At 73.0% G+C, this 25,688-nt stretch carries 24 protein-coding genes; 13 read left to right on the top strand and 11 right to left on the bottom strand.

The features are described 5' to 3' along the window. The first annotated feature begins 271 nt into the window (after positions 1 to 271). From paaA to EV562_RS12565, 9 genes are read left to right on the top strand one after another with little or no spacing between them, the layout of a single operon-like run. Complete coding sequence (gene paaA, locus EV562_RS12605; protein ID WP_243860052.1) at positions 272 to 1,240, top strand: 1,2-phenylacetyl-CoA epoxidase subunit PaaA; 969 nt, start codon at positions 272 to 274, stop codon at positions 1,238 to 1,240. Continuing rightward, the gene (paaB, locus tag EV562_RS12600; RefSeq protein WP_125188764.1) at positions 1,237 to 1,548 is read left to right on the top strand and encodes a 1,2-phenylacetyl-CoA epoxidase subunit PaaB; all 312 of its coding nucleotides are present in this window, start codon (positions 1,237 to 1,239) and stop codon (positions 1,546 to 1,548) included. The genes paaA and paaB overlap by 4 nt, the downstream gene beginning before the upstream one ends. 25 nt (positions 1,549 to 1,573) lie before the next feature. After that, positions 1,574 to 2,350, top strand: a complete 777-nt coding sequence (gene paaC / locus EV562_RS12595; protein ID WP_133887054.1) for a 1,2-phenylacetyl-CoA epoxidase subunit PaaC — start codon at positions 1,574 to 1,576, stop codon at positions 2,348 to 2,350. Beyond that, positions 2,347 to 2,865 carry a 1,2-phenylacetyl-CoA epoxidase subunit PaaD gene (paaD, locus tag EV562_RS12590; protein ID WP_208298339.1) on the top strand — a complete coding sequence of 173 codons (519 nt, stop codon included), beginning with the start codon at positions 2,347 to 2,349 and terminating at the stop codon, positions 2,863 to 2,865. Before paaC ends, paaD begins: the two co-directional genes overlap by 4 nt. An 8-nt stretch (positions 2,866 to 2,873) precedes the next feature. Then, the gene (locus EV562_RS12585; protein ID WP_208298338.1) at positions 2,874 to 4,007 is read left to right on the top strand and encodes a 2Fe-2S iron-sulfur cluster-binding protein; all 1,134 of its coding nucleotides are present in this window, start codon (positions 2,874 to 2,876) and stop codon (positions 4,005 to 4,007) included. 36 nt (positions 4,008 to 4,043) lie between these two features. Continuing rightward, positions 4,044 to 4,820, top strand: a complete 777-nt coding sequence (locus EV562_RS12580; protein WP_133886863.1) for an SDR family oxidoreductase — start codon at positions 4,044 to 4,046, stop codon at positions 4,818 to 4,820. Between the two features lie 25 nt (positions 4,821 to 4,845). Beyond that, positions 4,846 to 5,694 carry a tryptophan 2,3-dioxygenase family protein gene (locus EV562_RS12575; RefSeq protein WP_133886862.1) on the top strand — a complete coding sequence of 283 codons (849 nt, stop codon included), beginning with the start codon at positions 4,846 to 4,848 and terminating at the stop codon, positions 5,692 to 5,694. Beyond that, positions 5,684 to 6,532 (top strand): alpha/beta fold hydrolase, encoded by an 849-nt coding sequence (locus EV562_RS12570; protein ID WP_133886861.1) that lies wholly within the window; start codon positions 5,684 to 5,686, stop codon positions 6,530 to 6,532. Before EV562_RS12575 ends, EV562_RS12570 begins: the two co-directional genes overlap by 11 nt. Further along, the gene (locus EV562_RS12565) at positions 6,529 to 7,788 is read left to right on the top strand and encodes an aminotransferase class V-fold PLP-dependent enzyme (RefSeq protein ID WP_133886860.1); all 1,260 of its coding nucleotides are present in this window, start codon (positions 6,529 to 6,531) and stop codon (positions 7,786 to 7,788) included. Before EV562_RS12570 ends, EV562_RS12565 begins: the two co-directional genes overlap by 4 nt. Positions 7,789 to 8,021: 233 nt before the next feature. On the opposite strand, the gene EV562_RS12560 is transcribed toward EV562_RS12565, so the two are convergent. The 5 genes from EV562_RS12560 to xylB all read right to left on the bottom strand — a co-directional run bounded on the left by EV562_RS12560 (position 8,022) and on the right by xylB (position 15,187). Then, positions 8,022 to 9,545, bottom strand: coding sequence for an aldehyde dehydrogenase family protein (locus tag EV562_RS12560; RefSeq protein WP_133886859.1), 1,524 nt, complete (start codon positions 9,543 to 9,545; stop codon positions 8,022 to 8,024). Between the two features lie 147 nt (positions 9,546 to 9,692). Next, the gene (locus EV562_RS12555) at positions 9,693 to 10,988 is read right to left on the bottom strand and encodes a GAF domain-containing protein (protein WP_243860039.1); all 1,296 of its coding nucleotides are present in this window, start codon (positions 10,986 to 10,988) and stop codon (positions 9,693 to 9,695) included. A 149-nt stretch (positions 10,989 to 11,137) separates the two neighbouring features. Further along, on the bottom strand, positions 11,138 to 11,746 hold the full coding sequence (locus EV562_RS12550; protein WP_133886858.1) for an N-acetylmuramoyl-L-alanine amidase: 609 nt from the start codon (positions 11,744 to 11,746) through the stop codon (positions 11,138 to 11,140). A gap of 459 nt (positions 11,747 to 12,205) precedes the next feature. Then, positions 12,206 to 13,414: an ROK family transcriptional regulator gene (locus tag EV562_RS12545; RefSeq protein WP_133886857.1), complete on the bottom strand. Its 1,209-nt coding sequence runs from the start codon at positions 13,412 to 13,414 to the stop codon at positions 12,206 to 12,208. Positions 13,415 to 13,741: 327 nt separating this feature from the next. Beyond that, entirely contained in the window at positions 13,742 to 15,187 is a 1,446-nt protein-coding gene (gene xylB / locus EV562_RS12540; protein WP_133886856.1) for a xylulokinase, read from the bottom strand. A 156-nt stretch (positions 15,188 to 15,343) separates the two neighbouring features. Here xylB and xylA point away from each other — a divergent pair, with 156 nt between their 5' ends. Further along, positions 15,344 to 16,507, top strand: coding sequence for a xylose isomerase (gene xylA / locus EV562_RS12535; protein WP_133886855.1), 1,164 nt, complete (start codon positions 15,344 to 15,346; stop codon positions 16,505 to 16,507). An 84-nt stretch (positions 16,508 to 16,591) separates the two neighbouring features. Here the strand turns inward: xylA and EV562_RS12530 are convergent, their stop codons facing one another. Both EV562_RS12530 and EV562_RS12525 read right to left on the bottom strand, forming a co-directional pair. After that, the gene (locus EV562_RS12530; RefSeq protein WP_133886854.1) at positions 16,592 to 17,863 is read right to left on the bottom strand and encodes an SWF or SNF family helicase; all 1,272 of its coding nucleotides are present in this window, start codon (positions 17,861 to 17,863) and stop codon (positions 16,592 to 16,594) included. Next, positions 17,860 to 20,517 carry a DEAD/DEAH box helicase gene (locus tag EV562_RS12525; protein WP_243860051.1) on the bottom strand — a complete coding sequence of 886 codons (2,658 nt, stop codon included), beginning with the start codon at positions 20,515 to 20,517 and terminating at the stop codon, positions 17,860 to 17,862. Before EV562_RS12525 ends, EV562_RS12530 begins: the two co-directional genes overlap by 4 nt. A gap of 499 nt (positions 20,518 to 21,016) precedes the next feature. On the opposite strand from EV562_RS12525, the gene EV562_RS12520 reads away from it, so the two are divergent. Next, positions 21,017 to 21,199, top strand: a complete 183-nt coding sequence (locus tag EV562_RS12520) for a hypothetical protein (RefSeq protein WP_061446050.1) — start codon at positions 21,017 to 21,019, stop codon at positions 21,197 to 21,199. Between the two features lie 67 nt (positions 21,200 to 21,266). Here the strand turns inward: EV562_RS12520 and EV562_RS12515 are convergent, their stop codons facing one another. Further along, entirely contained in the window at positions 21,267 to 22,184 is a 918-nt protein-coding gene (locus EV562_RS12515; RefSeq protein WP_133886852.1) for a hypothetical protein, read from the bottom strand. A 141-nt stretch (positions 22,185 to 22,325) separates the two neighbouring features. Beyond that, the gene (locus EV562_RS12510; protein WP_208298337.1) at positions 22,326 to 22,634 is read right to left on the bottom strand and encodes a hypothetical protein; all 309 of its coding nucleotides are present in this window, start codon (positions 22,632 to 22,634) and stop codon (positions 22,326 to 22,328) included. Between the two features lie 134 nt (positions 22,635 to 22,768). On the opposite strand from EV562_RS12510, the gene EV562_RS12505 reads away from it, so the two are divergent. Beyond that, entirely contained in the window at positions 22,769 to 23,629 is an 861-nt protein-coding gene (locus EV562_RS12505) for an oxygenase MpaB family protein (protein ID WP_133886850.1), read from the top strand. Here EV562_RS12505 and EV562_RS12500 read toward each other — a convergent pair. Next, positions 23,615 to 24,139 (bottom strand): PadR family transcriptional regulator, encoded by a 525-nt coding sequence (locus EV562_RS12500; protein WP_133886849.1) that lies wholly within the window; start codon positions 24,137 to 24,139, stop codon positions 23,615 to 23,617. The genes EV562_RS12505 and EV562_RS12500 overlap by 15 nt on opposite strands. A gap of 139 nt (positions 24,140 to 24,278) precedes the next feature. Here EV562_RS12500 and EV562_RS12495 point away from each other — a divergent pair, with 139 nt between their 5' ends. Then, positions 24,279 to 25,034, top strand: coding sequence for an alpha/beta hydrolase (locus EV562_RS12495; protein ID WP_133886848.1), 756 nt, complete (start codon positions 24,279 to 24,281; stop codon positions 25,032 to 25,034). Between the two features lies 1 nt (position 25,035). Here EV562_RS12495 and EV562_RS12490 read toward each other — a convergent pair whose 3' ends face one another. Continuing rightward, entirely contained in the window at positions 25,036 to 25,635 is a 600-nt protein-coding gene (locus EV562_RS12490) for a class I SAM-dependent methyltransferase (RefSeq protein ID WP_133886847.1), read from the bottom strand. Positions 25,636 to 25,688: the final 53 nt, after the last annotated feature.

Here is a 25,688-nt window from a genome sequence, read left to right as displayed (position 1 = left end):
CGCACCCGAACCTCGCGGGCCGGGGATAGGCGGGCCGCACGCCCGGCCTCTTATCGCAACGAAGCAACCCGCTCCGCCCGGCATCCCGCGCGGGCGGTCGTCGAACCGAAGGAGTGATGTGCGTGCCCAGGCAGCCGGTACGGGTCCGGTTCCCGCGACGGTGCCCGCAGCACGGCACCGCCGCGACGGTCACCGCACGCCCGGGCGGTGTCCGGTGACCGCGTCGACCACCGCCACCACCACGGCCTCCGCCACCGCGGACGAGGCCGACCTGCTCGCCCACTTCGACGCGCTCATCGCCGAAGGCGAGACGATCGAACCGCGCGACTGGATGCCCGACGGCTACCGCCGCATGCTGGTGCGTCAAATCGCCCAGCACGCCCACTCCGAGATCATCGGCATGCAGCCCGAGGGCGCCTGGCTCACCCGAGCCCCGTCCCTGCATCGCAAGTCGGTGCTGCTCGCCAAGGTGCAGGACGAGGCGGGCCACGGCCTGTACCTGTACTCCGCGGCCGAGACACTCGGCGTGGACCGCGCCGACCTGCTGGACGCCCTGCACCACGGCCGGCAGCGCGCCTCGGCCGCCTTCAACCATCCCGCGCTGACCTGGGCGGACACCGGCGCCATCGCCTGGCTGACGGACGGCGCAGCCGTCATCAACCAGGCACCCCTGTGCCGTACCTCCTACGGGCCCTATGCCCGGGCGATGCGCCGCGTCTGCCAGGAGGAGGCCTTCCACGTACGTCAGGGCTACGACCTGATGCGCACCCTGTGCGAGGGGACCCCGGAGCAGAAGGAGATGGCGCAGGACGCGGTGAACCGCTGGTGGCTGCCGGCGGTGGCGCTGATGTTCGGACCGCCCGACACGGAGGCGGGCGGCGCCGACGCGCGGACCGCGGCGCTGGGGGCCGCGGTCTCCCGCCGCGCGATGGCCTGGGGCATCAAGCACCACACCAACGACGAGCTGCGCCAGCGTTTCGTCGACACCTGCGTCCCGCAGGCCGAGCGCCTCGGCCTGACGCTGCCCGACCCGGCGATCCGCTGGAACGAGGAGCGCGGGCACTACGACTTCACGCCCGTCGACTGGGAGACCTACCGCACCGCCCTGGGTGACGACACCCACTGGGCGCGGCAGCGCGTCGCGAGCCGCCTGGCCGCGCACGAGGGCGGCGCCTGGGTCAGGGAGGCCGTCGTCGCGTACGCCGCGAGGACGGACGAGCCGCGGGGAGCGGCCGCATGAGCGCGGCACGACAGGGCGCGCCGGCGTCCTGGGAGGTGTTCCTGCGTGCCCGCAGGGGCCTGGCGCACCAGCACGTGGGGTCGGTGCGTGCCGCCGGCCCGGACGCGGCACTGGCGGCCGCCCGCGACCTGTACACGCGCCGGGGCGAGCCCCTGTCGCTGTGGGTGGTCCGCTCCGACGCCGTGCACACGGCCTCCCCGGACGAACGCGACCCGTACTTCGCGGGCGCCCGCCACAAGCCGTACCGCTACCCCGAGCACTACGCACCGCTGACCGAGAAGGGCCCCGAAGGTGAGCACGACGAGTGACGTTGTGGCAGTGCGCCCCGGCACCCTGCCGGACGTGCCGCCGTCCGCCGCCCACCCCGATCTGGCCCGGTACGCGACGCGCCTCGGTGACGACGCGCTCGTCCTCGGACAGCGGCTGTGCCAGTGGATCACCCGTGCGCCGACCATCGACGAGGACCTGGCCCTGTCCAACATCGCCCTCGACCTGATCGGCCACGCCCGCGCGCTGCTCACCCGCGCCGGCCGCCTCGACGGAACCGGCCGCACCGAGGACGACTTCGCCTACACCCGCTCGGAGCGCGAGTTCACCAACGCCCTGCTGACCGAGCTGCCCAACGGCGACTTCGCCGTGACGGTGGCCCGGCAACTCGCCTACACCCACTACGCCGTCCTCCACTACGAGAACCTCGCGCACTGCGCCGACCCCGAGCTCGCCGCGTTCGGGGCCCGGGCCGCCAAGGAGGTCGCCTTCCACCGGCTGCACGCCGACCGCTGGACGGAGACTCTGGGACGCGGCACCGCCGAGAGCGCGCGCCGCATGCGACACGCCCTGGAGCGGGTGTGGCCCTACACCGGCGAACTCTTCGAGGAGGACGACCTCCTGCGCCGCCTGGCCGCGGCCGGCACCGTGCCCTCCCCGGCACCCCTGCGTGACACGTGGCTCGGGCGGGTCACCGGCGTCGTCACCGAGGCGGGCCTCGCCGTGCCCGTTCCCACCTGGTCGGCCACCGGCGGCCGCGCGGGCCTGCACAGCGAGGAGTTCGGGCCACTGATCGCCGAACTGCAGTCCGTGCGCAGGCAGTTCCCGGGAGGTGCCTGGTGAACGCACCCACGCCCGCACCGGTCACAGCCCGCTGCTCCGCCCAGGAGGTGCGCGAGCGGGTGGCCGCGCTCCCGGACCCGGAACTGCCGGTGATCGGACTCGGCGACCTCGGCGTGGTGGGCCGCGTCGCCCCCGGCGCCGACGGTGTGCTGGAGGTGGAGATCACACCCACCTACCTCGGCTGCCCCGCGCTGGCCGAGATCACCGCCGCCGTGCGGGAGGTTCTGACCTCCTGCGGCCACCCGGACGGCCGCGTCCGGCACGTCCTGACACCCCCCTGGACGACGGACCGCATCACCCCCGAGGGGCGGCGCGCCCTCGTCGCGCACGGCATCGCGCCACCCGCGACCCCGGCACCCGACAGCCCGGTCCCCGTCGCGCTGGGCGCCGTGCCCTGCCCGCACTGCGGCTCGAGGGCCACCCGGCCGCATAGCGCCTTCGGCCCGGCCCGCTGTCAGTCGGTGCTGTGGTGCACCGCGTGCCGCGAGCCCTTCCCCCACCTGACCGCGTTGTGAGGCACACCGTGAACACCGCCCCGCCCGCCCCCCTCGACGAGGCACCGGCCGGCCAGCCCCGCCGCTTCGGCTGGCACCCGCTGGACGTCCGCGAGGTCCGTCACCTGAGCGCCGACACGGTCGCCGTCACCCTGCACGTGCCCACCAACCTGCGCGATGTCTTCGCCCATCACCCCGGCCGGCACGTCGTCGTCCGGCACCGGCAGGCCGCCGGCACCGAACTGCTCCGCAGTTACTCGCTCTGCCCACCACCGCACGCCCCCTCGGCGCTCCGCCTGGTGATAAAACGCTCCGGCCCGGGCGGCTTCGGCGAGTACGCCACCACCCGGCTCGTACCGGGGGCGCGTCTGGAACTCTCCGCGCCCACCGGCGCCTTCGCCCTGCCGCGGCTGCCGGGCGCCCATCATGTGCTGCTCGCTGGCGGCACCGGCATCACCCCCCTGGCCCCGATGGCCGCCCACGCCCTGCGCCGGGACCCGACCTGCCGCGTCAGTCTGGTCCACTCGGTGCGCACCTCCCCCGACGCCGTGCTGGCCGATGAACTGGCGCAGGTCAAGGACGAGTTCGTCGACCGTTTCACCGTCCTGTACGTGCTGACGCGGGACGACCGGGGGAGCGGGGGCGGTCCGCTCGCACGGCGGCTGGACGCGTCCGGAGTGCGTCGGCTGCTGGCCGCCGTGGACGCCCGGCCGGGCCCGGACACCACGTTCGCCCTGTGCGGACCGCCCGGCCTCGTCGCCACCGCCCGGCACGTGCTGGCAGGCCTCGGTGCGGATCCCTCGCTCGTCCGCTGGGAGCTCTTCACCGCCGAGGACAGGCAGCCACCAGAGCCGGAGCCGCTCGGGCAGGCGCCGAGGGCGGGGGAGTACCGGGTCACGGCCCTGCTCGACGGGCGCCGCCGTGCCGCCACCGTCCTGCCGGACGACCCGGTCCTGCTCGACGCACTGCTGCGCAGCCACCCCGACGTGCCCTACGCCTGCCGGGAGGGCGTCTGCGGCAGCTGCCGCGCGAAGGTCGTATCCGGACAGGTGACAGCGGACGGCCAGCACGCCCTGGACGTACGCGACCGCGCCGCCGGCTACACGCTCGTCTGCCGCGCCAGGCCCCGCACTCCCGAGATCACCCTCGACTTCGACGCCTGATCCGTCAGCGCCATCCCTCAGCGAAGGAGATCCACGATGACCGCCACCGCCCGCCACACGGGGAAGACCGCCCTGGTCACCGGAGGCAGCCGGGGCATCGGCAGAGCGATCAGTCACCGCCTCGCCCGCGAAGGCGCGCTCGTCGCGGTCCACTACGGCCACGACCCGACGGCAGCCGAGCGGACCGTCAAGGAGATCCAGGCCGACGGCGGCCGCGCTTTTCCCGTCCACGCCGAACTCGGCGTCCCTGGCGACGCCGACACCCTGTGGTCCGCCTTCGACGACGCCCTGGCGCGGCAGGACGCCCCGGCGGACCTGGACATCCTCGTCAACAACGCGGGCATCACCGTACCCCGCCCCATCGCCCAGGTGACGGAGACCGACTTCGACCGCGTCTTCGCCATCAACGCCAAGGCGCCGTTCTTCATCATCCAGCGCGGATTGGACCGCCTGCGGGACGGCGGCCGGATCGTCAACATCTCCTCCGTCGCGACCCGCGTCGCCTTCCCGGCGATCGTCTCCTACACCATGACGAAGGCCGCCCTCGACTACCTCACCCTCTCCCTGGCCCAGGAGCTCGGCCCGCGGGGCATCACCGTCAACGCCGTCGCACCCGGTTACACCGAGACGGAGATCAACCCCACCCTCGCCGTCCCGGAGATCCGTCGCCGCTACTCCGAGGCCTCCACGTTCGGCCGGCTCGGCGACCCGGTGGACATCGCGGACGTCGTCTCCTTCGTCGCGAGCGACGACGCCCGCTGGGTGACCGGTCAGTGGATCGACGCGTCCGGCGGCGCCCACCTCGGTGTGTGACCCCTACGCACTCCTGGGAGATGTGATGAACGACCGCACGACCACCCTCGACGCACCGGCCACCGACGACACTCTGACCTGCCCCTTCGAGGGCGCCAGCCCCTACGACACGTATGTGCACGCCTCGGTCCTCAACACGCTGCAGCACCCGCTCACCGAGGCCCCGGACGAGATGAGCTTCCTCGTCACCACCCAGGTGATGGAGCTGTGGTTCACCCTGATCGTGCACGAGTGGCGCGCCGCCAAGGTCGCCTTCGCCAAGGACGACCTGCCCGCCGCCATGGACGCGCTGGTGCGCAGCCGCCGCGCGCTGACCGCTCTGAGCGGCGCCTGGGAGCCCATCGCCGCCCTGACGCCTGCCCAGTTCAACGGCTTCAGGGCCGCGTTCGGCCGGGCCTCGGGCTTCCAGTCGGCGATGTACCGGCATATGGAGTTCCTCCTCGGCGACAAGTCCGCCGGACTGCTGCGCGCCCACCGCGGCGACCCGGCCGTCCACGAGGCGCTCGCCGAGACCTACCGCGAACCGTCCCTGTACGACGACGTGCTGGCCTACCTCCACCGCCAGGGTCTGCCGGTCCCGGCCCATGTCCGCGAACGGGACGTGGTCCGCCCCTACGACGGAGACCCCGGAGTGGTGGAGGCGTGGAGGCACGTCTACGCCGGTCCGCAGCACCACCCCCACCTCGCCCTGGGCGAACTGCTCACGGACATCGCCGAACTCGTCACCCGCTGGCGGTTCGACCACCTCCTGGTGGTCCGCCGCGCCATGGGAGCCAAACCGGGCAGCGCCGGATCCGCCGGGCTCGCCTGGCTCGAACAGCGCGCGGCCCGGCCGGTCTTCCCCGAGCTGTGGGAGGTGCGCGGTGACGTCTAGGCCGATCTCCGCCTTCGCGGCCGAGGAGGAGCGACGGGTCCTGAGCCTGAAGCCGGTCCTGGCCCCGGTGCACGGCCGCTACGGCGACCACCCTCACCAGTCCTACGACGCCTGGCCGTCCGAGAACCCGGACGCCCCGCTGGTGATCCTCCTGCACGGCGGCTACTGGCGCTACGACCGGATGCACCTGACCCCCTTCGCCGAGTGGCTGTCCACGGAGGGGTTCAATGTGCTGCTCCCGGGCTTCAGACGGTCCGGCGGTGCGGGCGGCTACCCCGAGACCTTCGACGACATCGCCCGCATCGTCGACACGCTGCCCGAAGGCCGCCCCTACGTCCTGGCAGGCCACTGCTCCGGCGGCCACCTGGCCCTGTGGTGCGCCGCCCGGGGCCTGCTGCCGCCCGCCTCCCGCTGGTACACCCGCACCCTGCCGACGAGTGTGCTCGCCCTCGCCCCGATCACCGACCTCACCGCGACCCGCCGCGACCGCCTCAGCGATGACGCCGCCTTGCAATTCCTCGGCGGCGAGGAGCACTTCACGGCCCGCCTGCCCGAGGTCGACCCCCTCAGCCTGCTGCGCGGCACAGGAGCCACGGGCGTGGCCACCGTGCTCCTGCACGGCGCCGCGGACGAGGAGGTCCCCCTCACGCAGTTCAGCGATTACGCGGCCGTGCACCAGGACCTCAGGACGGTCGTCCTGCCCGACACCGGCCACTACACCCTCATCGAACCCGGGGCACCCGGCGCCCGCGCGGTCGCCGACACCCTCCGGGACATGGTGGCCGCCCACTTCCCGGCGGACGCCGGCCGCGCGGACGAGGAGGCCGCACACCGATGACCACCACACTTCCCGCAACCGCCACCCTGCACGAGCAGGCCGCACGGCTGGACGCCGACGACACCCTGGCCGACCTCCGGGCCCGCTTCGTGCTTCCGCCGGACGTCGTGTACCTCGACGGCAACTCCCTGGGCCCGCTGCCCGCCGCCGTGCCGGCGGCCCTGGACGCCGTCGTACGGCGCCAGTGGGCGACCGGACTCATCGGCTCCTGGAACGCGGCCGGCTGGTGGGAGGCGCCGCTGCGCGTCGGCGATGCCGTCGGAAGGCTCATCGGGGCGGCGCAGGGGCAGACGATCGCGGGCGACTCCACCAGCGTGCAGCTGTTCACCGCCCTCGACGCCGCCGCCGCCCTCCGCCCGGACCGCCCGCTGCTGGTCACCGACCCCGGGCACTTCCCGACCGACCGCTACCTCGCCGACGCGGTCGCCCGCCGCCGCGACCTGGAGGTACTGCACGTGCGCCCGGAGGACCTTCCGGACCTCCTCGCCGCAGACGGCGAACGGGTCGCCGTCGTCAGCTACTCGCCCGTCGACTACCGCACCGGCGAGCTGTACGACATGCGGACGCTGACCCGTGCCGCGCACGACGCCGGGGCCCTGGCGCTGTGGGATCTGTGCCACGCCGCCGGCGCCCTGCCCCTGGACGTCGACGGGCTGGGCGTGGACCTGGCGGTTGGCTGCGGCTACAAGTTCCTCTCCGGCGGCCCCGGCGCTCCCGCCTTCCTCTACGTCGCCCGACGCCACCACACCAGGCTGGAAACCCCGTTGCCGGGCTGGACCGGCCACACCGATCCTTTCGCCCTGGCCGACAGCTACACGCCTGCCCCCGGCATCGCCCGCGCCCGCATCGGCACCCCGCCGATCCTCTCCCTGCTCGCCCTGGAAGCGGCCCTCACCGCATTCGACGGCGTCGACCTGGCCCGGCTCCGTACCAAGAGCCTGTCGCTGACGGGCTTCTTCCTGCGCTGCGCGGGCGAACTCCTGACCCCTCTGGGCTTCACCCCCGTCACCCCGGCCGAGCCCGGCCGCCGCGGCAGTCAGGTCACCCTCCGTCACGCCCACGCCCGCGGTCTGGCCGTCGCCCTCGCGGAGGTCGGGGTCATCGCGGACATGCGTGCGCCGGACCTGCTCCGCTTCGGCGTCAACGCCCTCTACACCAGCCACCAGGACATGCTCGCCGCCGCAACGCGCCTGCGCGACCTCACCGAAAAGGCCGACTACGATCCGTCACCCCCCACCCAGGGCCCGGTGACCTGAACGGGGTTGTCCGGACGTGTGGTCAACACCCTCAGCGTCGCCGCGCAGGAGCGATTCCAGTGCCAGACCGGCGCCCGGACCGACCAGGGCGCCGACCGACGTCCGCCAGGCGGGCGCTGCTCCCGCCACGGGCACGTCAGGTGGACGAGGTGCGACGGCCGACGGCGTCGGTGGTCACGCAAGCTTGGTTGCCCGGAGCGCGAGATCACCTCCAGGCAACCCGACTCCAGGCTCTAGAAGAAGCCAAGTTTCCGAGGGCTGTAGGAACAGAGAATGTTCTTGGTCTGCTGGTAGTGCTCCAGCATCATCTTGTGGTTCTCCCGGCCGATGCCCGACTGCTTGTAACCGCCGAAGGCGGCGTGCGCCGGGTAGGCGTGGTAGCAGTTCGTCCACACGCGTCCCGCCTGGATCGCACGGCCCGCGCGGTAGGCGGTGTTCATGTCGCGGGTCCAGACTCCGGCGCCGAGGCCGTACAGGGTGTCGTTGGCGATCCCGACGGCGTCGTCGAAGTCGTCGAAGGGCGTCACCGACACGACCGGGCCGAAGATCTCCTCCTGGAAGATCCGCATGCGGTTGTGGCCCTCGAAGACGGTCGGCTGGACGTAGTAACCGCCCTTCAACTCGCCGTCGTGCTCGATCCGTTCCCCACCGGTGAGCACCTTGGCGCCCTCCTGACGGCCGATGTCCAGATAGGAGAGGATCTTCTCCAGCTGGTCGTTCGAGGCCTGCGCGCCGATCATCGTGTCGGTGTCCAGCGGGTGGCCCGGCTTGATCAGTTCGGTGCGGGCGACGGCGGCCTCCATGAACTCGGCGTAGCTGCCGCGCTGGACGAGGGCCCGGGACGGACAGGTGCAGACCTCGCCCTGATTGAGCGCGAACATCGTGAAGCCTTCGAGGGCCTTGTCCCGGAAATCGTCGTCCCGCGCCCAGACGTCGTCGAAGAAGATGTTCGGCGACTTGCCGCCCAGCTCCAGCGTGACCGGCTTGATGTTCTCCGAGGCGTACTGCATGATCAGCCGCCCGGTGGTGGTCTCCCCGGTGAAGGCCACCTTCGCCACCCGGGGGCTCGACGCCAGCGGTTTGCCCGCCTCCACGCCGAAGCCGTTCACGATGTTGAGGACACCGGGCGGCAGCAGGTCCGCCACCAGGCTCAGCAAGTAGTGGATCGAGGCCGGCGTCTGCTCCGCGGGCTTGAGGACCACCGCGTTCCCGGCGGCGAGGGCGGGGGCGAGTTTCCAGGCCGCCATCAGGATCGGGAAGTTCCACGGGATGATCTGCGCTACCACTCCCAGCGGCTCGTGGAAGTGGTACGCCACGGTGTCGTCGTCGACCTCACCGAGGGAACCCTCCTGGGCCCGGACCGCGCCCGCGAAATAGCGGAAGTGGTCGATGGCGAGCGGGATGTCCGCCGCCAGCGTCTCGCGCACCGGCTTGCCGTTCTCCCAGCTCTCGGCGACCGCCAGACGCTCCAGATTCGCCTCCATGCGGTCCGCGATCTTCAGCAGGACGTCGGACCGCTCCGTCACCGAGGTGCGGCCCCAGCCCGGAGCGGCCGCGTGGGCGGCGTCGAGCGCCCGCTCCACGTCGTCCGCCGTGCCGCGCGCGACCTCGGTGAACGGCAGACCGTTCACCGGGGACGGGTTCTCGAAGTACTGGCCGCGCGCCGGCGGCACGTACTCCCCGCCGATGAAGTGGTCGTAGCGGGACCGGTAGGAGACGATCGCGCCCTCGGTGCCGGGCGCCGCGTAACGGGTCATCCTGAGTGCCTCCCTCATCGAGCACTGCCCGTCGTCGGACAGCTCCGCGGTGAGGCTAGGAAGCGGGACGTTGCAGTGACGTTGCGGTGAGGCCGCGTGCGCCGTCGTGACCGCTCGGTCTTCCCGGCAACGCTCACCGGTGAACGCTCACCACGTGTCCGCCGCAGTCAGCTCGGACTCCAGCGCCGCGAGCCGGGCGGCGGTCGCCGCCGTCGGCCGGACCGCAGCCAGCGCGCGCCATATGTCGAAGTCGTCCTCCCCCCAGGGGGCGTGTGCCCAGTCGGCGAGCAGGTCGGGGTCGCCGCTGGCGATCAGGGCCGCGCGCAGACCGTCGGAGAGCCGGCGCCTGAGCCGTGCCACCGCCGGAGCCCGGGAGCCGGGCAGCAGGGGCCCCGCGTACTCCGCCGCGGCCGCCGTGACCGCACCGGCCCGCAGACGACGTTCGACGACGGAGGCGTCGGACGCGACGGGCATCGTGAGCCGGTACGGTCTGGAGGCCAGCCGCCCCGGGCCCAGGATGCCCCGCAGCCGCGCCAGTTCGGCCCGCAGCGTCACCGGCGGCACCGTCTCGTCCTCGTACAGCGCGCACAGCAGCTCGTCACCGCTCAGGCCCTCCGGGTGCTGGGCCAGCAGCACGACGATCTCACTGTGCCGCCGGCTCAGCCGCACCCGGCGGCCGTCCGTACGCAGCAGGGCCTCGTCGCGACCCAGCGCTGTCAGCTCGGCCGCCCCGGTCCCGGGCAGCTCCGGAGTGAGCAGCGCCAGCTGCGACTCGGCGGCCCGCGCCACCGCCTGTACGAAGCCCAGACTGTGCGGATGCGCCAGACCGTTCCCGCCGGTGATGTCCACGGCCCCCAGCACCCGCCCGGTGCGGGGGTCGTGCACCGGAGCGGCGGCGCAGGTCCAGGGGTGGACCCGGCGGATGAAGTGCTCGGCCGCGAAGACCTGCACCGGGCGCCCGACGGCCACCGCCGTGCCCGGCGCGTTCGTCCCGACGGCCGACTCCGCCCAGCGGGCGCCGGGCACGAAGTTCATGCGTCCCGCCAGGCGCCGGGTGGCCGGATGCCCCTCGACCCACAACAGCCGGCCGTGCGCGTCGCACACCGCGAGCAGATGCTCGCCGTCGGCGGCGAACGACCCCAGGAGTTCCCGGACCAGTGGCATCACCCGGGCCAGCGGGTGCTCGGACCGGTAGGTGCCGAGGTCACCGTCCGTCAGCTCCACGCTCGCGGTGCCGTCCGGGCCCACACCCGCATGGACCGACCGCCGCCACGAGTCCGCCACCACCGCGCGCACGGGCCGCGACACCGTGCCCGCCTCGGTGAACGCCTCGTGCGCCCGGCGAAGGGCCCGCGCACGCTCCACGGGATCCGCCCCCGGTTCCAGGGCCAGCCATGACTCGGTCAACTCGGCCTCCCCGGACGTCGCTGCGGTACGGGACATCGTGACTCCGTGGCCAGGCGCGGACAACCACCCGGACCGGCCGAACCACCCGGACCGGCCGAACCACCCGGACGTCGGCGTTCCGGGTGGACGGAACGATCGGGCGGCTGAGGGGGGAGGGGAGGAGGCGACGCGGGCCGGCGAGCGGGTCAGAAGAAGTTGACCAGTCTGATGTAGCGGGTCCAGTCCCAGAAGGGCCCCGGATCCGTGTGGTCGCTTCCGGGAACCTCGTGGTGCGCGATGATGCGGGAGCGGTCCTTCGGGATGCCGTAGGCGGTGCAGATCGCCGCGGTGAGCCGGGCCGACTGTTCGTACAGGGCGTCGGTGAAGTACTCGGGTCGGTCCACCCACCCCTCGTGTTCGATCCCGATGCTGCGGGTGTTGTAGTCCCAGTTGCCCGCGTGCCAGGCGATGTCCGCCTCGCGGACGCACTGCGCCACGTGCCCGTCGCCGGACCGGACGACGTAGTGCGCGGACACCTGCTTCTCGGGGTCGCGGAAGATGGACAAGGTGTCGTCGTACGTCTCCTGCGTGACGTGGACGACCACGTAGTCGACGGGATAGCTCGTGGGACGGCTCGACCGGCTGTAGTTGGACGAGGTGGCCGGCTGCCACTCGGCAGAGGGGTAGTCGGCGGCGCGGACCTGTGCGGCGGCGGCCCGGGTGCCGGAGAGCAGGGTGTAGGGGACGGTGGCCAGCGCGGCGCCCTTAAGGATCCGCCGCCTGCTCGGAACGGGTACTGTCCTCTCCCTGTCCATGGGGGTTGCCCTTTCGTCGGTGGGCCCTGGGCCCGGTGGGGGGTGGGTGCTCGGCTGTCCGGCATGACCGAGCGACACGACCCGGCGGCGTGGCGGACCGTCATGACGGGACGGCAGGGACAGGCCGTCATGACAGGGCGTCACGTCAACGAGACATGGCTGCGGAGCCGAAGCCGACGCGGACGTCCGGTCGCCCCGGGGGCGAGGTGCGTCCGCGTGAATCACCGTACGGGGAGCGGGGATTGCGCAGTAGAGCGCCGCGCCGTTCGGTGGACAGCCACCACCTTGTGGACACTGCGCTCACTCGATCGAGTGACGAGAGTGTCGTGCCTGTCCTTCTGAGGATCCTCGGTGCTGGTGCTGGTGCTGGTGCTGGTGCCGGGGCTGGGGCCGGGGTCCGGGGCCGCCGCTCGGGCGGGAAGGGGCACGGGACAGGGGGGAGAGGAGGCGGGAGGCGCGTCAGGCCCGCTCCGCCACCGCGCCCGGATCGTCCAGCACGGCCCGGACCACGGAGTGCGCGGCGCCGAGCAGTGGCCCCTGCGGACCCAGTTCCGACACCGAGACCGGGCAGGCCGGGCCCGCCGTGCGCCGGGCCAGTTCGTCGCGCAGCGACGGCAGCAGCCAGGGCGCGAGCCCGGCCAGGGCGCCGCCCAGCACCACTCCTTCGGGGTCCAGCAGGTTGACCGCGCCGGTCAGGGCGATGCCGAGCGCCGTGCCCGCGTCACGCAGGGCGCGCCGTACGTCCTCGTCGCCCTCCGCGGCTCGTCCGGCGAGCAGTCCGACACGGTCCTCCCCGGGGGCCACGCCCGCCGCGCGCAGCACGGCCTTCTCGCCCGCGTACTGCTCCAGGCACCCCCGCCCGCCGCAGGCGCACTCGGGGCCGTCCGGGCGTACCGGCACATGGCCGAGCTCACCGGCGAAACCGCGCGTACCGCGCAGCAGCCGGCCGTCGAAGACCACGGCCGCGCCGATGCCGATCTCGGCCGAGACGTGCAGGAAGTCCCGCGGAGTGCCGTCACCGAGCCACAGTTCGGCGAGCGCGCCGAAATTGGCCTCGTTGTCCACGGCCGGCGGCAGGTCCGCGGGCAGCAGCGCGCCCAGGTCCGCGTCGTGCCAGTCCAGGTTGGGGGCCCGTACGACGGTCCGGCCGTCCCGCGCCACGAGGCCCGGCACCGCCACCGCGAGCCCGGCCGGCCACAGCCCCTCGGCCTCGGCCTCCGCGACGACCTGCCCCACCAGGCCGGTGAGCTGCTCGAGCACCGGCTCCGGCGAACGGCCCCGATTGCTCCCGTACCGCACGGCACGCGCGCGTACCCGTCCCCGCAGGTCGACCGCGCAGACCGCGAGGTGGTCGACGCCGACCTCCGCCCCGATGCCGGCCGGGCCCTGTCCGCTGACGGCGAGCGCGGACCCGGGCCGGCCCACGCGACCCGGACGCTCGGGACCCAGCTCCTCCAGCAGACCCGAGCGGATGAGCTCGTCCACGAGAGTGGAGACGGCCGCCCGCGTCAACCCGATGCGCGAGGCGACGGCGGCCCTGGACAGCGGGCCCTCGGCGCTGACGGTGTGCATCACGCGCGCGAGATTGCGGCGTCGCATCCCTTGTTGCGTGTCCGGCAACGCGCGCCCGGGGCGGGCCGGATGGGCTTCGTGCGGCGGTGCGGTCATGCCTCCGTCAGTCCTTGGTCTGTCGTCGCTCGTCCGGCCCCCGGCCGGGGACCCGGGTCGTTCGGTCCGGCCCCCGGCCGGGAGTCAGGGTGAGGCTCGGTCCAGTCTCCGGCCAGGGACACGGTGTCGCGCGGCCCGGTCCCCGGCCGGACACGGTCAGGTCCGGTCCGCATGCGGGCGGCCCCTGCCCGGGATGCCCGGGGCGTGGCGGCCGGGGAGCGCCCCCGACCGCCACGCCCCGGTTCCGCGGGACCGGGCCCGTAACGCCCGACGCGGAAACCGGTCGCGTACCGTCCGTCGGTGGCCGCAGCCGTGACGAGCGTGCCCTCAGCGGGAGGACGCGTCCCGTTCCAGCAGCGGTGCCGCGTCGGAGAGTACCCCGGTGATCCTCTCCAGCGTCGCCCCGTCCCGTTCCACGGCGTCGAGCACCGGACCGGCCGCCGTGTTCCAGCGCCGGGCTACGGCGGCCGCGTCCTCACCCGTCAGCAGGCCGGCCGCCTGTGCCGCGGCACCGAGCGCGACCAGTTCCCTGGCCTCCGGGATCTGGACCGGGCGTCCGGACAGCCGTCGTACGGTCTGCTGCCAGGCCGCGCCCCGGGCGCCGCCGCCGATCAGCAGCAGCGGCGCGGACGGGTCCGCGTCGGCGTCCAGGACCAGGTCGAGCGCGCCGAGCAGCGAGTGGACGGCGCCGTCGTAAGCGGCCTGGAGCAACTGGCCCGCGGTCGTGTCGTGGCGCAGCCCGTGCAGGAGGCCTGAGGAGTGCGGGAGGTTCGGTGTGCGCTCGCCGTCCAGGAACGGCAGGAGCGTCACGCCGGTGCCCGGCTCGACCGCTTCCCGGTCCAGGTTCAGCAGGGCCGCCACGCGGTCGACGGCGAGCGTGCAGTTGAGGGTGCAGGCCAGCGGCAGCCAGTCGCCGCGCGCGTCGGCGAAGCCCGCCACGGTGCCGGTCGGGTCGGCGGGCCGGCGCTGCGACACGGCGTACACCGTGCCCGAGGTGCCCAGGCTCATCACGGGCACGCCGGGACGCAGGCCGAGGCCCAGCGCGGCGGCGGCGTTGTCACCGGTGCCGGCGGCGACCAGGGTGCCCTTGGCGAACGGCAGGTTGTGGCCGTCGCGCACGGTGCCCGCCACCTCGCCGGGCCGCACCACCCGGGGCAGCAACGCCGGATCGAGCCCCACGCGCGCGAGGATCTCCTCGTCGTACTCCTCCGTGCCCGACGCCCACCAGCCGGTGCCGGACACGTCACCGCGGTCGGTGGTGCCCTCGCCGGTGAGGCGCTCGGTGAGGTAGTCGTGGGGGAGCCGTACCGATTTCACCGCGCGGGCCGCGTCCGGCTCGTGCTCGGTCAGCCACGCCCACTTGGTGACCGTGAAGGAAGCGCTGGGGACACTTCCCGTGCGTTCCGCCCAGGCCTTGGCGCCGCCCAGCTCGTCGATCAGACGGCGGGCCTGAGGGGCCGAGCGCACGTCGTTCCACAGCAGGGCGGGGCGCACCGGCTCGCCCTGCGCGTCCAGCGTGACCAGTCCGTGCTGCTGCCCGCCGACGGACACGGCGGCGGCCTCACGGGCGGCGTCGCCGCACTGGCCCAGCGCCTCGCCCAGCGCGTCCCACCACTGGCGGGGATCGCTCTCACGGCCGGCCCCGGACGACACGGTGTGCGGTGCCTGGCCGCTCGCGACGACCCGGCCGGTGGCCGCGTCGACGACCAGTGCCTTGGTGGACTGGGTGGACGTGTCCACACCGACGACGAGCGGACCCTCGGCTGCTGACATCGGGCTTCTCTCCCTCTTCGGCGGGTCCTGTGACCCGGACTCACTCCTTCGGGGACACCTTGTCCCTTCCCAGGACCGTGTGTGCATACTAATTTGTAAAGCGCCATGACGAAATAGTCGGCAGCGATTGATCGGCAGCGAGTGAGGAGCCGCGGAATGAACTACCAGCCCACTCCCGAGGACAGGTTCACTTTCGGTTTGTGGACGGTCGGCTGGCAGGGCCGTGACCCGTTCGGTGATGCGACCCGGCAGGCCCTGGACCCGGCGGAGTCGGTGCGGCGTCTGTCGGAGCTGGGCGCCTACGGCGTCACGTTCCACGACGACGACCTGATCCCGTTCGGGTCGAGCGACACCGAGCGCGAGGCGCACATCAAGCGCTTCCGGCAGGCGCTGGACGCGACCGGCATGAAGGTGCCGATGGCGACGACGAACCTGTTCACGCATCCGGTGTTCAAGGACGGCGCCTTCACGGCGAACGACCGGGACGTGCGCCGCTACGCGCTGCGCAAGACGATCCGCAACATCGACCTGGCGGTCGAGCTGGGCGCGAGCGTCTACGTCGCCTGGGGCGGCCGCGAGGGCGCGGAGTCCGGCGCGGCCAAGGACGTGCGGGACGCGCTGGACCGCATGAAGGAGGCATTCGACCTGCTGGGCGAGTACGTCACCGAGCAGGGCTACGACCTGAAGTTCGCGATCGAGCCGAAGCCGAACGAGCCGCGCGGTGACATCCTGCTGCCGACCGTCGGTCACGCCCTGGCGTTCATCGAGCGCCTCGAACGGCCGGAACTCTACGGCGTGAACCCGGAGGTCGGCCACGAGCAGATGGCCGGTCTGAACTTCCCGCACGGCATCGCCCAGGCGCTGTGGGCGGGCAAGCTCTTCCACATCGACCTCAACGGCCAGTCCGGCATCAAGTACGACCAGGACCTGCGGTTCGGCGCGGGCGACCTGCGGGCAGCGTTCTGGCTCGTCGACCTGCTGGAGCGGGCCGGGTACGCCGGTCCGCGGCACTTCGACTTCAAGCCGCCGCGGACCGAGGACTTCGACGGCGTCTGGGCGTCGGCGGCCGGCTGCATGCGCAACTACCTGATCCTCAAGGACCGGGCGGCCGCATTCCGCGCCGACCCCCAGGTGCAGGAGGCCCTGGCCGCGGCCCGGCTGGACGAGCTGGCCCGTCCGACCGCCGAGGACGGTCTCGCGGGTCTGCTGGCCGACCGGAGCGCCTACGACACCTTCGACGTGGACGCGGCCGCGGCACGGGGTATGGCCTTCGAGCACCTCGACCAGCTCGCCATGGACCACCTGCTCGGCGCCCGCTGATCACTTCGGTCTCCGTGTGAACACCCCGGCCCCGCCCTTCTCGGGCGGGGCCGGAGCCCGTGGAGGCTTCCTTCCGTGCTCGTGTCAGGTGTCGTCACCGGGCACGTGCGCCGCCGAGGCCAGGGCCGTCGCGGGGTCCTGGCTCGCGCCGCCGGCGGGGGCCCACCGCCCGTGCTCCCGGCGGTACGGCCACCAGCGCCCGTCGCGGTCCAGGCGCAGCTGGTGCGGTGCGTCGGCGACGGTCCACCGGTTGGCCCGCCCCTGCAACGAGGGGTGCTCGCCCTCCTCCCAGGCCGACTCCAGAGCCGCACGCGCGCGTACGAGCGTGTCGCCCTCCACGGCCCACTCCTCCTCGAGCACGGACAGAGCGGCCGCGCCCCCGAGCCGCCATGCGCGCACGGCCACGGCCAGTGCCTCCCGCGTACGCCCCGATCCCGCGCAGAGACGGTCCAGCACCTCCGGTGCGGGATCTTCCCCGGCGGCCAGGCGCACCGCATCCTGCGCCACCGTCGGCTCCGCGGCCACGGCCTGCCGGTCGTGTCCGTCGCGCAGCGCCTCGGAGAGCAGGCGGTGGGCCTCCGACGCCGTCCGGGACGCCAGCAGGGCCAGCCGCGACGGATCGACACCGGGCGGGGGTGCCGCCTCGGTGTCCAGCGACGGCGGTACCCCTGGCCCTTCCCGGAGCCCGGGCGGCGCGGGCAACGGGGGCAGCAGCTGCCCCGCCGCGTACGCCTCGGCGGCGTCCACCCCTTCCGTCCCGGGTGCGACCGTCTCCGCGGGCGGGGCGGCGTGCGCCTGGAGGGCGTCGAGTACGGCGCTCTCCGTGCGCCCCCGCATCAGCAGCAGGACGAAGGGGTCCTCGTCCAGCAGCCTGGCGACCTGGTAGCAGAGCGCCGCCGTGTGCCCGCAGTGGTCCCAGGCGCCGCAGTCGCACTCCGGTTCCAGGTCGCCCATGCCCGGCAGCAGGTCGATGCCGGCCGCCGCGGCGTCCTCCACGAGGTACGGCGGCATGTCGCGGTCCAGCAGCGCCGCCACGTGTCCCGACCGCTCGATCGCCATGTCGACGAAGTGATCCCATTGGGTGTCGGAGAGCTGCCCCCACAGGACGTCGGCCCGATGCGCCGTGCGGTCCCGGTCCTGAACGATCGCGGTGATGCGCCCCGGCCGTACCGACACCGCGCCGACCGCTCCCGCGCGCGCGAGCCGCCGCCCCGTCTTCACCTGTGCCGTGTCCATGGCCGCGTCCTCCAGCGCCTTCAGCCAGGCGCGGCCCCACCAGGTCTGGGCGAAGCCCCGTCCCTGTGCGGGCGGCAGGGCGACGAACGTCCGTTCCGCGTCGTTGTCGTACCGAGTCATCGCGTACCCCCTCGCAGCTCGACCAGGTCGGCCAGTTCCGCGTCCGTCAGTTCCGTCAGTGCGGCCTCGCCCGTGCCCAGGACGGCGTCGGCGAGTTCCCTCTTGCGATTCAGCAGGGCGGCGATGCGATCCTCGATGGTCCCCTCGGCGATCATCCGGTGCACCTGCACCGGGCGCGTCTGGCCGATGCGGTAGGCGCGGTCGGTGGCCTGTGCCTCGACGGCGGGGTTCCACCAGCGGTCGTAGTGCACGACGTGTTCCGCGCGCGTGAGGTTCAGTCCGGTTCCCGCCGCCTTCAGCGACAGCAGGAAGACCGGCACCTCACCGTCCTGGAACCGCCGCACCAACGACTCCCGTGCCGTCACGGACGTGCCGCCGTGCAGGAACAGCGACGACACGCCGCGCGCGGCCAGATGCCGCTCCAGGAGCCGAGCCATCTGCACGTACTGCGTGAAGACCAGCACGCTCGCCCCTTCGGCGAGGATCGTGTCGAGCAGTTCGTCCAGCAGTTCCAGCTTCCCGGAGCGGCCGGTGATCCTCGGTCGGTCCTCCTTGAGGAACTGCGCCGGATGGTTGCAGATCTGTTTGAGGCCCGTCAGCAGCTTCACGATCATGCCGCGTCGCGCCATGCTGTCGGCCGCCGCGATCTCCGCGAGTGCCTCGCGCACCACGGCCTCGTACAGGCCCGCCTGTTCCGGGGTCAGCGACACGGGATGGTCCGTCTCGGTCTTCGGCGGCAGCTCAGGTGCGATGCCGGGGTCCGATTTGCGGCGTCGCAACAGGAACGGGCTCACGAGCCGGGCCAGTCGCTCCGCCGCCGCCGGGTCCTGCCCGCCCTCGACGGCCTGGGCGTGATGCCGGCGGAAGGTGCCCAGACTCCCGAGCAGTCCCGGGGTGGCCCAGTCGAGGACGGCCCACAGCTCCGAGAGGTTGTTCTCCACAGGTGTGCCCGTGAGCGCCACGCGCGCGCGTGCGCCGATGGAACGCAACTGCCGCGCGGTCTCGGAGTAGGGGTTCTTCACGTGCTGTGCCTCGTCCGCCACGACCATGCCCCACGAGACGGCGGAGAGCCGGTCGGTGTCCAGGCGCATGGTGCCGTAGGTGGTCAGCACGAACTCGCCGTCCGCCAGGTCGCCGAGGTCGCGGCGGGTGCCGTGGAAGCGACGCACCGGCGTGCCGGGCGCGAACCGCTCGATCTCCCGCTGCCAGTTGCCCATGAGGGAGGTCGGGCAGACCACCAGAGTGGGGCCGGCGGCGTCGGCGTCCGTCTGCCGGTGCAGATGCAGGGCGATGAGGGTGATGGTCTTTCCGAGCCCCATGTCGTCGGCCAGACAGCAGCCGAGTCCCAACGACGTCATGCGGACCAGCCAGTTGAGGCCCCGTCGCTGGTAGTCGCGCAGCGTGGCACGAAGGGCGGCGGGCTGCTCCACGCTCGCCTGCGCCTCGGGGTCGGCGAGGCGCTCCCGCAGGGTCGCCAGCCACCCCGTGGGGCGCACTTCCACACGGCGTCCGCCGACCTCCGTCGAACCCGTCAGAGCCACGGCGAGCGCGTCGACCGGCGTGACCTTGTGGTCCTGCCGGGCGCGGGCCCGGTGAGCCTCCTCTGGGTCGACGAGCACCCACCGGTCGCGCAGCCGCACGAGAGGGCGGTCGGCCTCGGCCAGCAGATCCAGCTCCTCGCGGGTGAGGCCCTCACCGCCGACGGCGAACGTCCAGTTGAAGGCGAGCAGGGCGTCGGCGGACAGGAACGACGGGCCGGCTTCGGACAGGTCCGCGCGCGTGCCCGGCGTGTCGTCGGGCGGTCCGACCTCGGCGCGCTCCGTCAGCTCGCGCGCCAGCTCCCTCGGCCAGTGCACGTCGACTCCCGCGCCGGCGAGCGCCGAGGAGCCCGCCCCGAGAAGCTCGGTCACCTCTTCGTCGGTGAGGTCGACGACGTCCGGTACGGCCGCCGACAGCAGAGGTCCGAGGGAGGACCAGGCCCGTGCCGCCCGGCGCAGGGCGAGCAGGGCGTCCATCCGCGCGCGCGTGCCGAACGCGTCGCCGACGGTGCCGGCCCACACCTCGGTGAGGTCCGCGACCCGGGCCGGGTCGCGGACACTGTGCACCTGGGGCACGGCCCGGAACGTCGGCCGGGCGTCCTGGGGAGCCGCGGCCGAAAGTCCCCGCACCTCGATACGCAGGGACAGCCGCACGCCCATGTCGTGCCCCGCGGCGACGTCCGCGGCCCACTCGCGCAGTTCGGGTGAGCGCCGTGGCTCCCGTGAGGCGTAGGCGGGTCCCGCTGTCAGGAGCTCGGCGGCGGGGGAGCGGGGCAGCGTGTCCGCGACGGCGTCCAGGAAGGACCGCACCAGGCTCTCGGGGTCGGGCAGTCTCGGGGGAACGGCACCGTGGACCGGGACCGCCCCGGCCTCCGGCGGCATGGCGGCGGCGAGATGGCGGATCCGCTCCGTCTCCTCCGCGCCCAGCGGACCCACCCGCCACGCGTCGTGCCCGCCCACGGACAGTCCGGGCAACAACAGCCCGCGCGCCACGAGGTGCAGGGCCTCGACGGCGACCGCGCCCCAGAAGACCGACGCCCGGTGGCCGTGCGCGCGGGCACGCGCGCGCGTGAGCACCGGCAGGGCGGCCCGCACCGGCAGCAGCACGGCCGGCACGCTCACCGCCTCCACACCCTCGCCGTCCGGCAGTACGACGGTCAGGCAAGGGTTTTCCGGACCTGCGGCCCGGACGGGGCCGGGCATTTCGCCGTCGGGCCGCCAGAACGCGACGGTGCCGGTGCGACCTGGATCGCCGGGCAGGAAAACAGCGCAGCAGTCGGCGAGTGCGGAGATCTCGGAGGAGGTGGGAAGAGCGTTCTGCGCAGCGATGATGTATTCCTCAAATTTGACTAGTCAGGATGCGGCGGCCGATGATACCCCATCGCTGGCATCCTGAGGTGCGATCTCGCTGTGGCATGAGTCACTGTTCAGATGGGGAGGTGTTCCCTCGACGCCTGTCCGTCGCCGGTGCCCGGTCATCCGGACTCCGGCGGGGCCTTCAGGTCACGTAGGGGTCGGTTCTCAGGGTGTTCTCAGGGTCACGGTACGGAACTGCCGGGAGCGCGGGCCCGTTTTCGATACAGAGAGCGGCAGTGGCCGCGAAGGAGGCGACACCATGTCGAACAACGCCAAGGTCGCAGCGGGCGGTGTGGCGGCCGGACTCATCCTGCTGATCTGGCTGCCCTGGTGGGCCGCCCTGCTGATCGTTCTGGGGGTCCCGGCCGCCGCCTACCTCGCGCTCGATCCGTCGCAGCGGCGCAGGCTGCGGCGCGTCTCGCGCAAGGAGATAGGCCGTTGAGGCGCTGACGCCGCGACGACCCGTGGTTCCTCCTGCTTCCGGGAGCGGGCGCCTTTCGTGCGCCCGGTCAGCTCGGACGCACGGCCATCTTGTCGAGCGCTTCGAGGAGACCCGGCAGAGACGGTCCCCGTCCCACCGGGAGGACCTCGCCGGGCTCGTCGTCGAGCAGGATGAAGGCGATGTCGTCGGTCCTGGCGACGAGCGACCAGCCGGGACCGTCCGCACGCAGCGTCCGCGCGTCTCCCGGGGCGAACGACGAGCGGACCCGGCCGAGCGGCGGCGGCGTGTCGACGTAGGCGCGGGCCTCCGCCAGCACCCGCCGGACGCCGCTGTGCCCGCTGGATTCCGCGTCGGCCCGATCGCCCGTGCCGTCGGCCCCGTCCGTGGCGTCGGCCTGTGCGCCCGCGCCGCCGCTTGCCCCGGCTCGCCCGTCCTCACCACCGGCACCGCCCGCGGAACCGGCACCGCCGTCCGGCGCCGGGAATTCGGCGTCGTCGATCTGCTCCCGCCACTGGGTCCACTGCAGGGCGATCTCGTCGGCCCCCAGACGCCGCTGAGCCGGCCCCCAGACAGTGGTGTCCGGCGGGCACAGGGCGGGCTGGTCGGCGGACTCGGGGCCCGGATCGTGCGGCAGGGGCACGCCAGGTGCCGCCACCGCGACCGCGAGCGGCCAGCCCGGCAGCGCGGTGACGACCGTGCGCTCGTCCGGCGACAGGTCGTACTCCATGCCGCAGTCCCACGACGCCACGGCGACAGCGACGAGCGAGACGTCGTCGACGACGACGGTCCACCGGGCGCCGTCACCGTCCTGGCCGAGCACCAGGCCGTAGCCGTCGGCCAGCGGTGGCAGCCCGAGCGCGGCGCACGCCTCCGGATAGTCGTCGCCCAGCACACTCGGGAACTTCGCCGGCGTCAGCAGCACCGCCGTGAGCACATAGAGCGCATCGTCCGCGGCGGCGACGGCGTCCTCGTCCGTCCCTGCCATCCCAGCCTCCCCATCGGTTCGTCCAATGGCGGGCACCCTAGTGTGCCCGGGAAGCCCTTGTCACGACGCCCAGACGCACGCGAGCTGCAGTTTTCCGGTTGGACGGGGGCGAATCGACCACCGGCCACCGGCCTGCCACGCTCAGTTCGCGGGCAGACCGAGAAGCGCGCGAGCCACCGTCTCCGGGGACTGGTCCCGTTCGCGCGCGAGCGCGATCACGGCCCGGCACGCCAGTTCGTTCACCCCGAACGAGAGGGCCTCCGGCGAGACGCGGCCCGCCGCCTCGTCGATCCGGTCCTGGTCGTCGTCCACGCACGCCGCGACGTAGGCGGCAGCGGCCTCGAAGAGGTTGTGCGAGCGTGACCCGTCGCCCGCCCTCCCGCCCTGTGCCGCTTCCGTGCGCCGAGCGGTGCGAGATCTGTCCCAGGCCTCAAGGATCCTGCTGAACAAGTGGACCACCCAATCCCTTGTGATCGCTCGGTTCGACGGTGCGTCTTCCGCTGTCCAACGTAGAGTTGAAGGCCCGACGGCAGAAGGGGGCGGCCGTGACGCGGCGCTTCGGAGTACTCGCACGGATCAGGAGCATGGACCCGCACGCGGACGCCTCGGAGATCTACCGGCTGTCCTCGGCCTACGAGTTCCCCTGGGATTTCGCCCGCGCCCTGGAACTGGCGCTCTACCGCACCTACGCCGTGCCGAGCATCGGCCGACTGCTCGCCGAGACGGCGGAGTTCACCGAGCGGCCGCAGAAGCGGTACGACGACACGGCGCTGTTGCTCGACGCCGTCGTCGAGCACGGCTTCGACAGTGAGCAGGGCCGCACGGCGATCCGGCGCATCAACCGGATGCACCGCAGCTACGACATCAGCAACGAAGACATGCGGTACGTCCTGTGCACGTTCGTCGTCATCCCCAAACGCTGGATCGACGCCTACGGGTGGCGCAGGATGTCGCGCCACGAGGCCGTCGCCTCCGCCGTCCACTACCGCACGCTCGGACGGCACATGGGCATCAGGGACCTTCCCGGCTCCTACGAGGAATTCGAAACCTGTCTCGACGCCTACGAGAAGGCGCACTTCGCCCCGGACGAGGGCGGACGCCGCGTCTCGGACGCCACCCTCGACCTCATGGCCTCCTGGTATCCCCGCCCCCTCGCCCCGCTGCTGCGAACGGGGACCCTCGCCCTGCTCGACGATTCCCTCCTGCGGGCCTTCGGCTACGCTCCGCCGAGCCCCGTCACGCGGGCGGTCGTGCGCCGGGCCGTCAGACTGCGCGGGCGCGCGGTCCGCCTGCTGCCACCCAGGCGCGCTCCGCACCATGCCCGTCAGAACAGGGAGATCAAGGGCTACCCCAACGGCTACCGGCTGGCGGAGCTGGGCACTCGTCCGGTCCCCGGCGTCCGGGGCTGTCCGGTCCGCGGCATCGACACGTCAGCCGTCGAGTGAGGCGATCGTCTCCCGCAGCCAGCTGAGTTCGGCCCGCGAGGTGGCCCGGGCGACGACCAGCACGCCACGTCGGAAGGGGTCCTCCAGCTCTTCGGCACCCAGCGGCCGGTCCCCGTCGTAGAAGAAGCTCGCGGGCTCCTCCAGGAAGGCCAGCCGGCGGCGCAGCACGGCGGCCTGGGCTGCGGCGTCGTCCAGGTGCCGGAGGAAGGCGAGCACGGTGAACCAGCGGTTCTCGTCGGTGATGTCGCGCTGGACGGGCTCCGCGAGCCGTCGACGCAGCTCCCGCCGGCCCGCCTCGGTGAGGATCAGAACGTGACGCGGCGCGGCCACGGACCCGGGCTGCGTGGTGCGCGCCAGGAGACCCGCCTTCTCCAGACGTTTGATGGCGGGGTAGAGCGTGCTCTCGGCGACCGGACGCACGTGTCCTGTCAGTGCGGTGATGCGCTTGCGCAGCTCGTAGCCGTGCAACGGGGCGTCGTAGAGGAAACCGAGGATGGCGAGCTCCAGCATGTCGGCATTATCGTCCCCATCCCTTCCGTCTGATGCGACCGGAGTACATCGGCCGCTCAATATATCGGCCACGATGTATTGTCGGCGGGCAGGAACAGCGGGACAGGGCACAGAACGAGACTGGGCACAGGGGGACGGTATGAACGAGGTGCGCTTCGACGGCAGGGGAAGTGTGGTCCGCTGGACGGAGACGCCCGGGGAGGAGCCCGCGCGGGTGTACGTGCACGGGCTCGGCTCGGTCTCTTCCGTCTACCACGCCCACATCGCGGCCCGGGCCGAACTGGCGGGCCGCCGCAGTCTCTTCGTCGACCTGCCAGGCCACGGCATCAGCGACCGTCCCGAGGACTTCGGCTACACGCTCACCGACCACGCCGACGCGCTGGCCGCCGTGCTGGACGCGACCGGACTGACCGGCGTCGAACTGGTCGCGCACAGCATGGGTGGCGCCGTCGCCGTCCTCCTCGCCCACCGGCGACCGCTACTCGTCTCCCGCCTTGTCCTCACGGAGGCCAACCTCGACGCGTCCCCGCCGCCGACCGCCGGCAGCAGCATCATCGCTTCGTACGAGGAGGACGACTTCGTCGACGGTGGCCACGCGCGCATGCTGGGGCAAGTCGGCCCCCAGTGGGCGGCGACGATGCGGCTCACCGATCCCCGCGCCCTGCACCGCTCCGCCGTCGGACTCTGCCGAGGGTCGGATCCTGCCCCGCGCGCCCTCCTGGAAGGACTTGCGATCGAGCGCGTGTACATCCAGGGCGAGCGCAGCGGTGAGGTGGAGGGCCGGGAGGCTTTGGAGGCCGCGGGCGTGCGCGTGACGACGGTGCCGGGGGCCGGGCACAACGTCATGCTCGACCGCCCGGACGCGTTCGCGGCGGTGGTCGCAGGGCCGCGCTGACTCAGGACGCGCGGGTCGCCCGGACCAGGAACCGGGCGTCCTCGTCGACGTAGGCCGTCACCTCCCACCCCGAACCGGCCAGCAGCGGACGGAGATTGTGTTCGGCGCGCAGGTCGTCCGGTGTGAGGCGCCGCCCCTGCCGGGCCGCGAGCGCCGCCCGGCCGATCGGGTGGAACAGCGCCAGCAGGCCGCCGGGGCGCACCACGCGGGCCAACTCCCGCAGGTTGGCTTCCGGATCGGGCAGGTGAGCGATGAGGCCCGCGGCGAACACCGCGTCGAGCGACCCCGAACGCAGCGGCAGCGCGGCCGCGTCCGCCAGCACGAGACGCCCGTCACCGTCCCTTCCGGCCCGGACGGCGGCCTGGAGCATCGCGGGGGTCAGATCGGCCCCGACGACCAGCCCCGACGGTCCCACGGCGGCGCGCAACGGCGGCAGGGCACGTCCGGTGCCGCATCCCGCGTCGAGCACGCGATCACCCTCACCGAGCCCCAGACCGGCGACCGCGGCCGCGTAGGCCGGACCGTCGTCGGGGAACCGGCGGTCCCAGTCGGCGGCCCGGGAGCCGAAGAATTCCTGAACGTGCGTGTGGTCGTCGCTCATGCCTCGCATGATCCCCCAAGGGCACGGACGGCGCCGCGGCGCACACGTTCGAG

Source organism: Streptomyces sp. BK208, assembly GCF_004364245.1.
Lineage (GTDB): Bacteria > Actinomycetota > Actinomycetes > Streptomycetales > Streptomycetaceae > Streptomyces.
Note: the sequence above shows the minus strand (reverse complement) of the source record. Positions and strands in the feature narration are given on the sequence as shown.

Excerpts from the sequence above, each read along its gene's own strand:
- EV562_RS12500 (WP_133886849.1), bottom strand. The coding sequence starts at position 24,139 with ATGCTGGAGCTCGCCATCCTCGGTTTCCTCTACGACGCCCCGTTGCAC.
- EV562_RS12565 (WP_133886860.1), top strand. The coding sequence starts at position 6,529 with ATGACCACCACACTTCCCGCAACCGCCACCCTGCACGAGCAGGCCGCA.
- EV562_RS12515 (WP_133886852.1), bottom strand. The coding sequence starts at position 22,184 with ATGGCAGGGACGGACGAGGACGCCGTCGCCGCCGCGGACGATGCGCTC.
- xylA (WP_133886855.1), top strand. The coding sequence starts at position 15,344 with ATGAACTACCAGCCCACTCCCGAGGACAGGTTCACTTTCGGTTTGTGG.
- EV562_RS12545 (WP_133886857.1), bottom strand. The coding sequence starts at position 13,414 with ATGACCGCACCGCCGCACGAAGCCCATCCGGCCCGCCCCGGGCGCGCG.
- EV562_RS12530 (WP_133886854.1), bottom strand. The coding sequence starts at position 17,863 with ATGACTCGGTACGACAACGACGCGGAACGGACGTTCGTCGCCCTGCCG.
- paaB (WP_125188764.1), top strand. The coding sequence starts at position 1,237 with ATGAGCGCGGCACGACAGGGCGCGCCGGCGTCCTGGGAGGTGTTCCTG.
- EV562_RS12505 (WP_133886850.1), top strand. The coding sequence starts at position 22,769 with ATGGACCCGCACGCGGACGCCTCGGAGATCTACCGGCTGTCCTCGGCC.
- EV562_RS12520 (WP_061446050.1), top strand. The coding sequence starts at position 21,017 with ATGTCGAACAACGCCAAGGTCGCAGCGGGCGGTGTGGCGGCCGGACTC.
- EV562_RS12490 (WP_133886847.1), bottom strand. The coding sequence starts at position 25,635 with ATGAGCGACGACCACACGCACGTTCAGGAATTCTTCGGCTCCCGGGCC.
- xylB (WP_133886856.1), bottom strand. The coding sequence starts at position 15,187 with ATGTCAGCAGCCGAGGGTCCGCTCGTCGTCGGTGTGGACACGTCCACC.
- EV562_RS12575 (WP_133886862.1), top strand. The coding sequence starts at position 4,846 with ATGAACGACCGCACGACCACCCTCGACGCACCGGCCACCGACGACACT.
- EV562_RS12560 (WP_133886859.1), bottom strand. The coding sequence starts at position 9,545 with ATGACCCGTTACGCGGCGCCCGGCACCGAGGGCGCGATCGTCTCCTAC.
- EV562_RS12495 (WP_133886848.1), top strand. The coding sequence starts at position 24,279 with ATGAACGAGGTGCGCTTCGACGGCAGGGGAAGTGTGGTCCGCTGGACG.
- EV562_RS12580 (WP_133886863.1), top strand. The coding sequence starts at position 4,044 with ATGACCGCCACCGCCCGCCACACGGGGAAGACCGCCCTGGTCACCGGA.
- EV562_RS12555 (WP_243860039.1), bottom strand. The coding sequence starts at position 10,988 with ATGTCCCGTACCGCAGCGACGTCCGGGGAGGCCGAGTTGACCGAGTCA.
- EV562_RS12550 (WP_133886858.1), bottom strand. The coding sequence starts at position 11,746 with ATGGACAGGGAGAGGACAGTACCCGTTCCGAGCAGGCGGCGGATCCTT.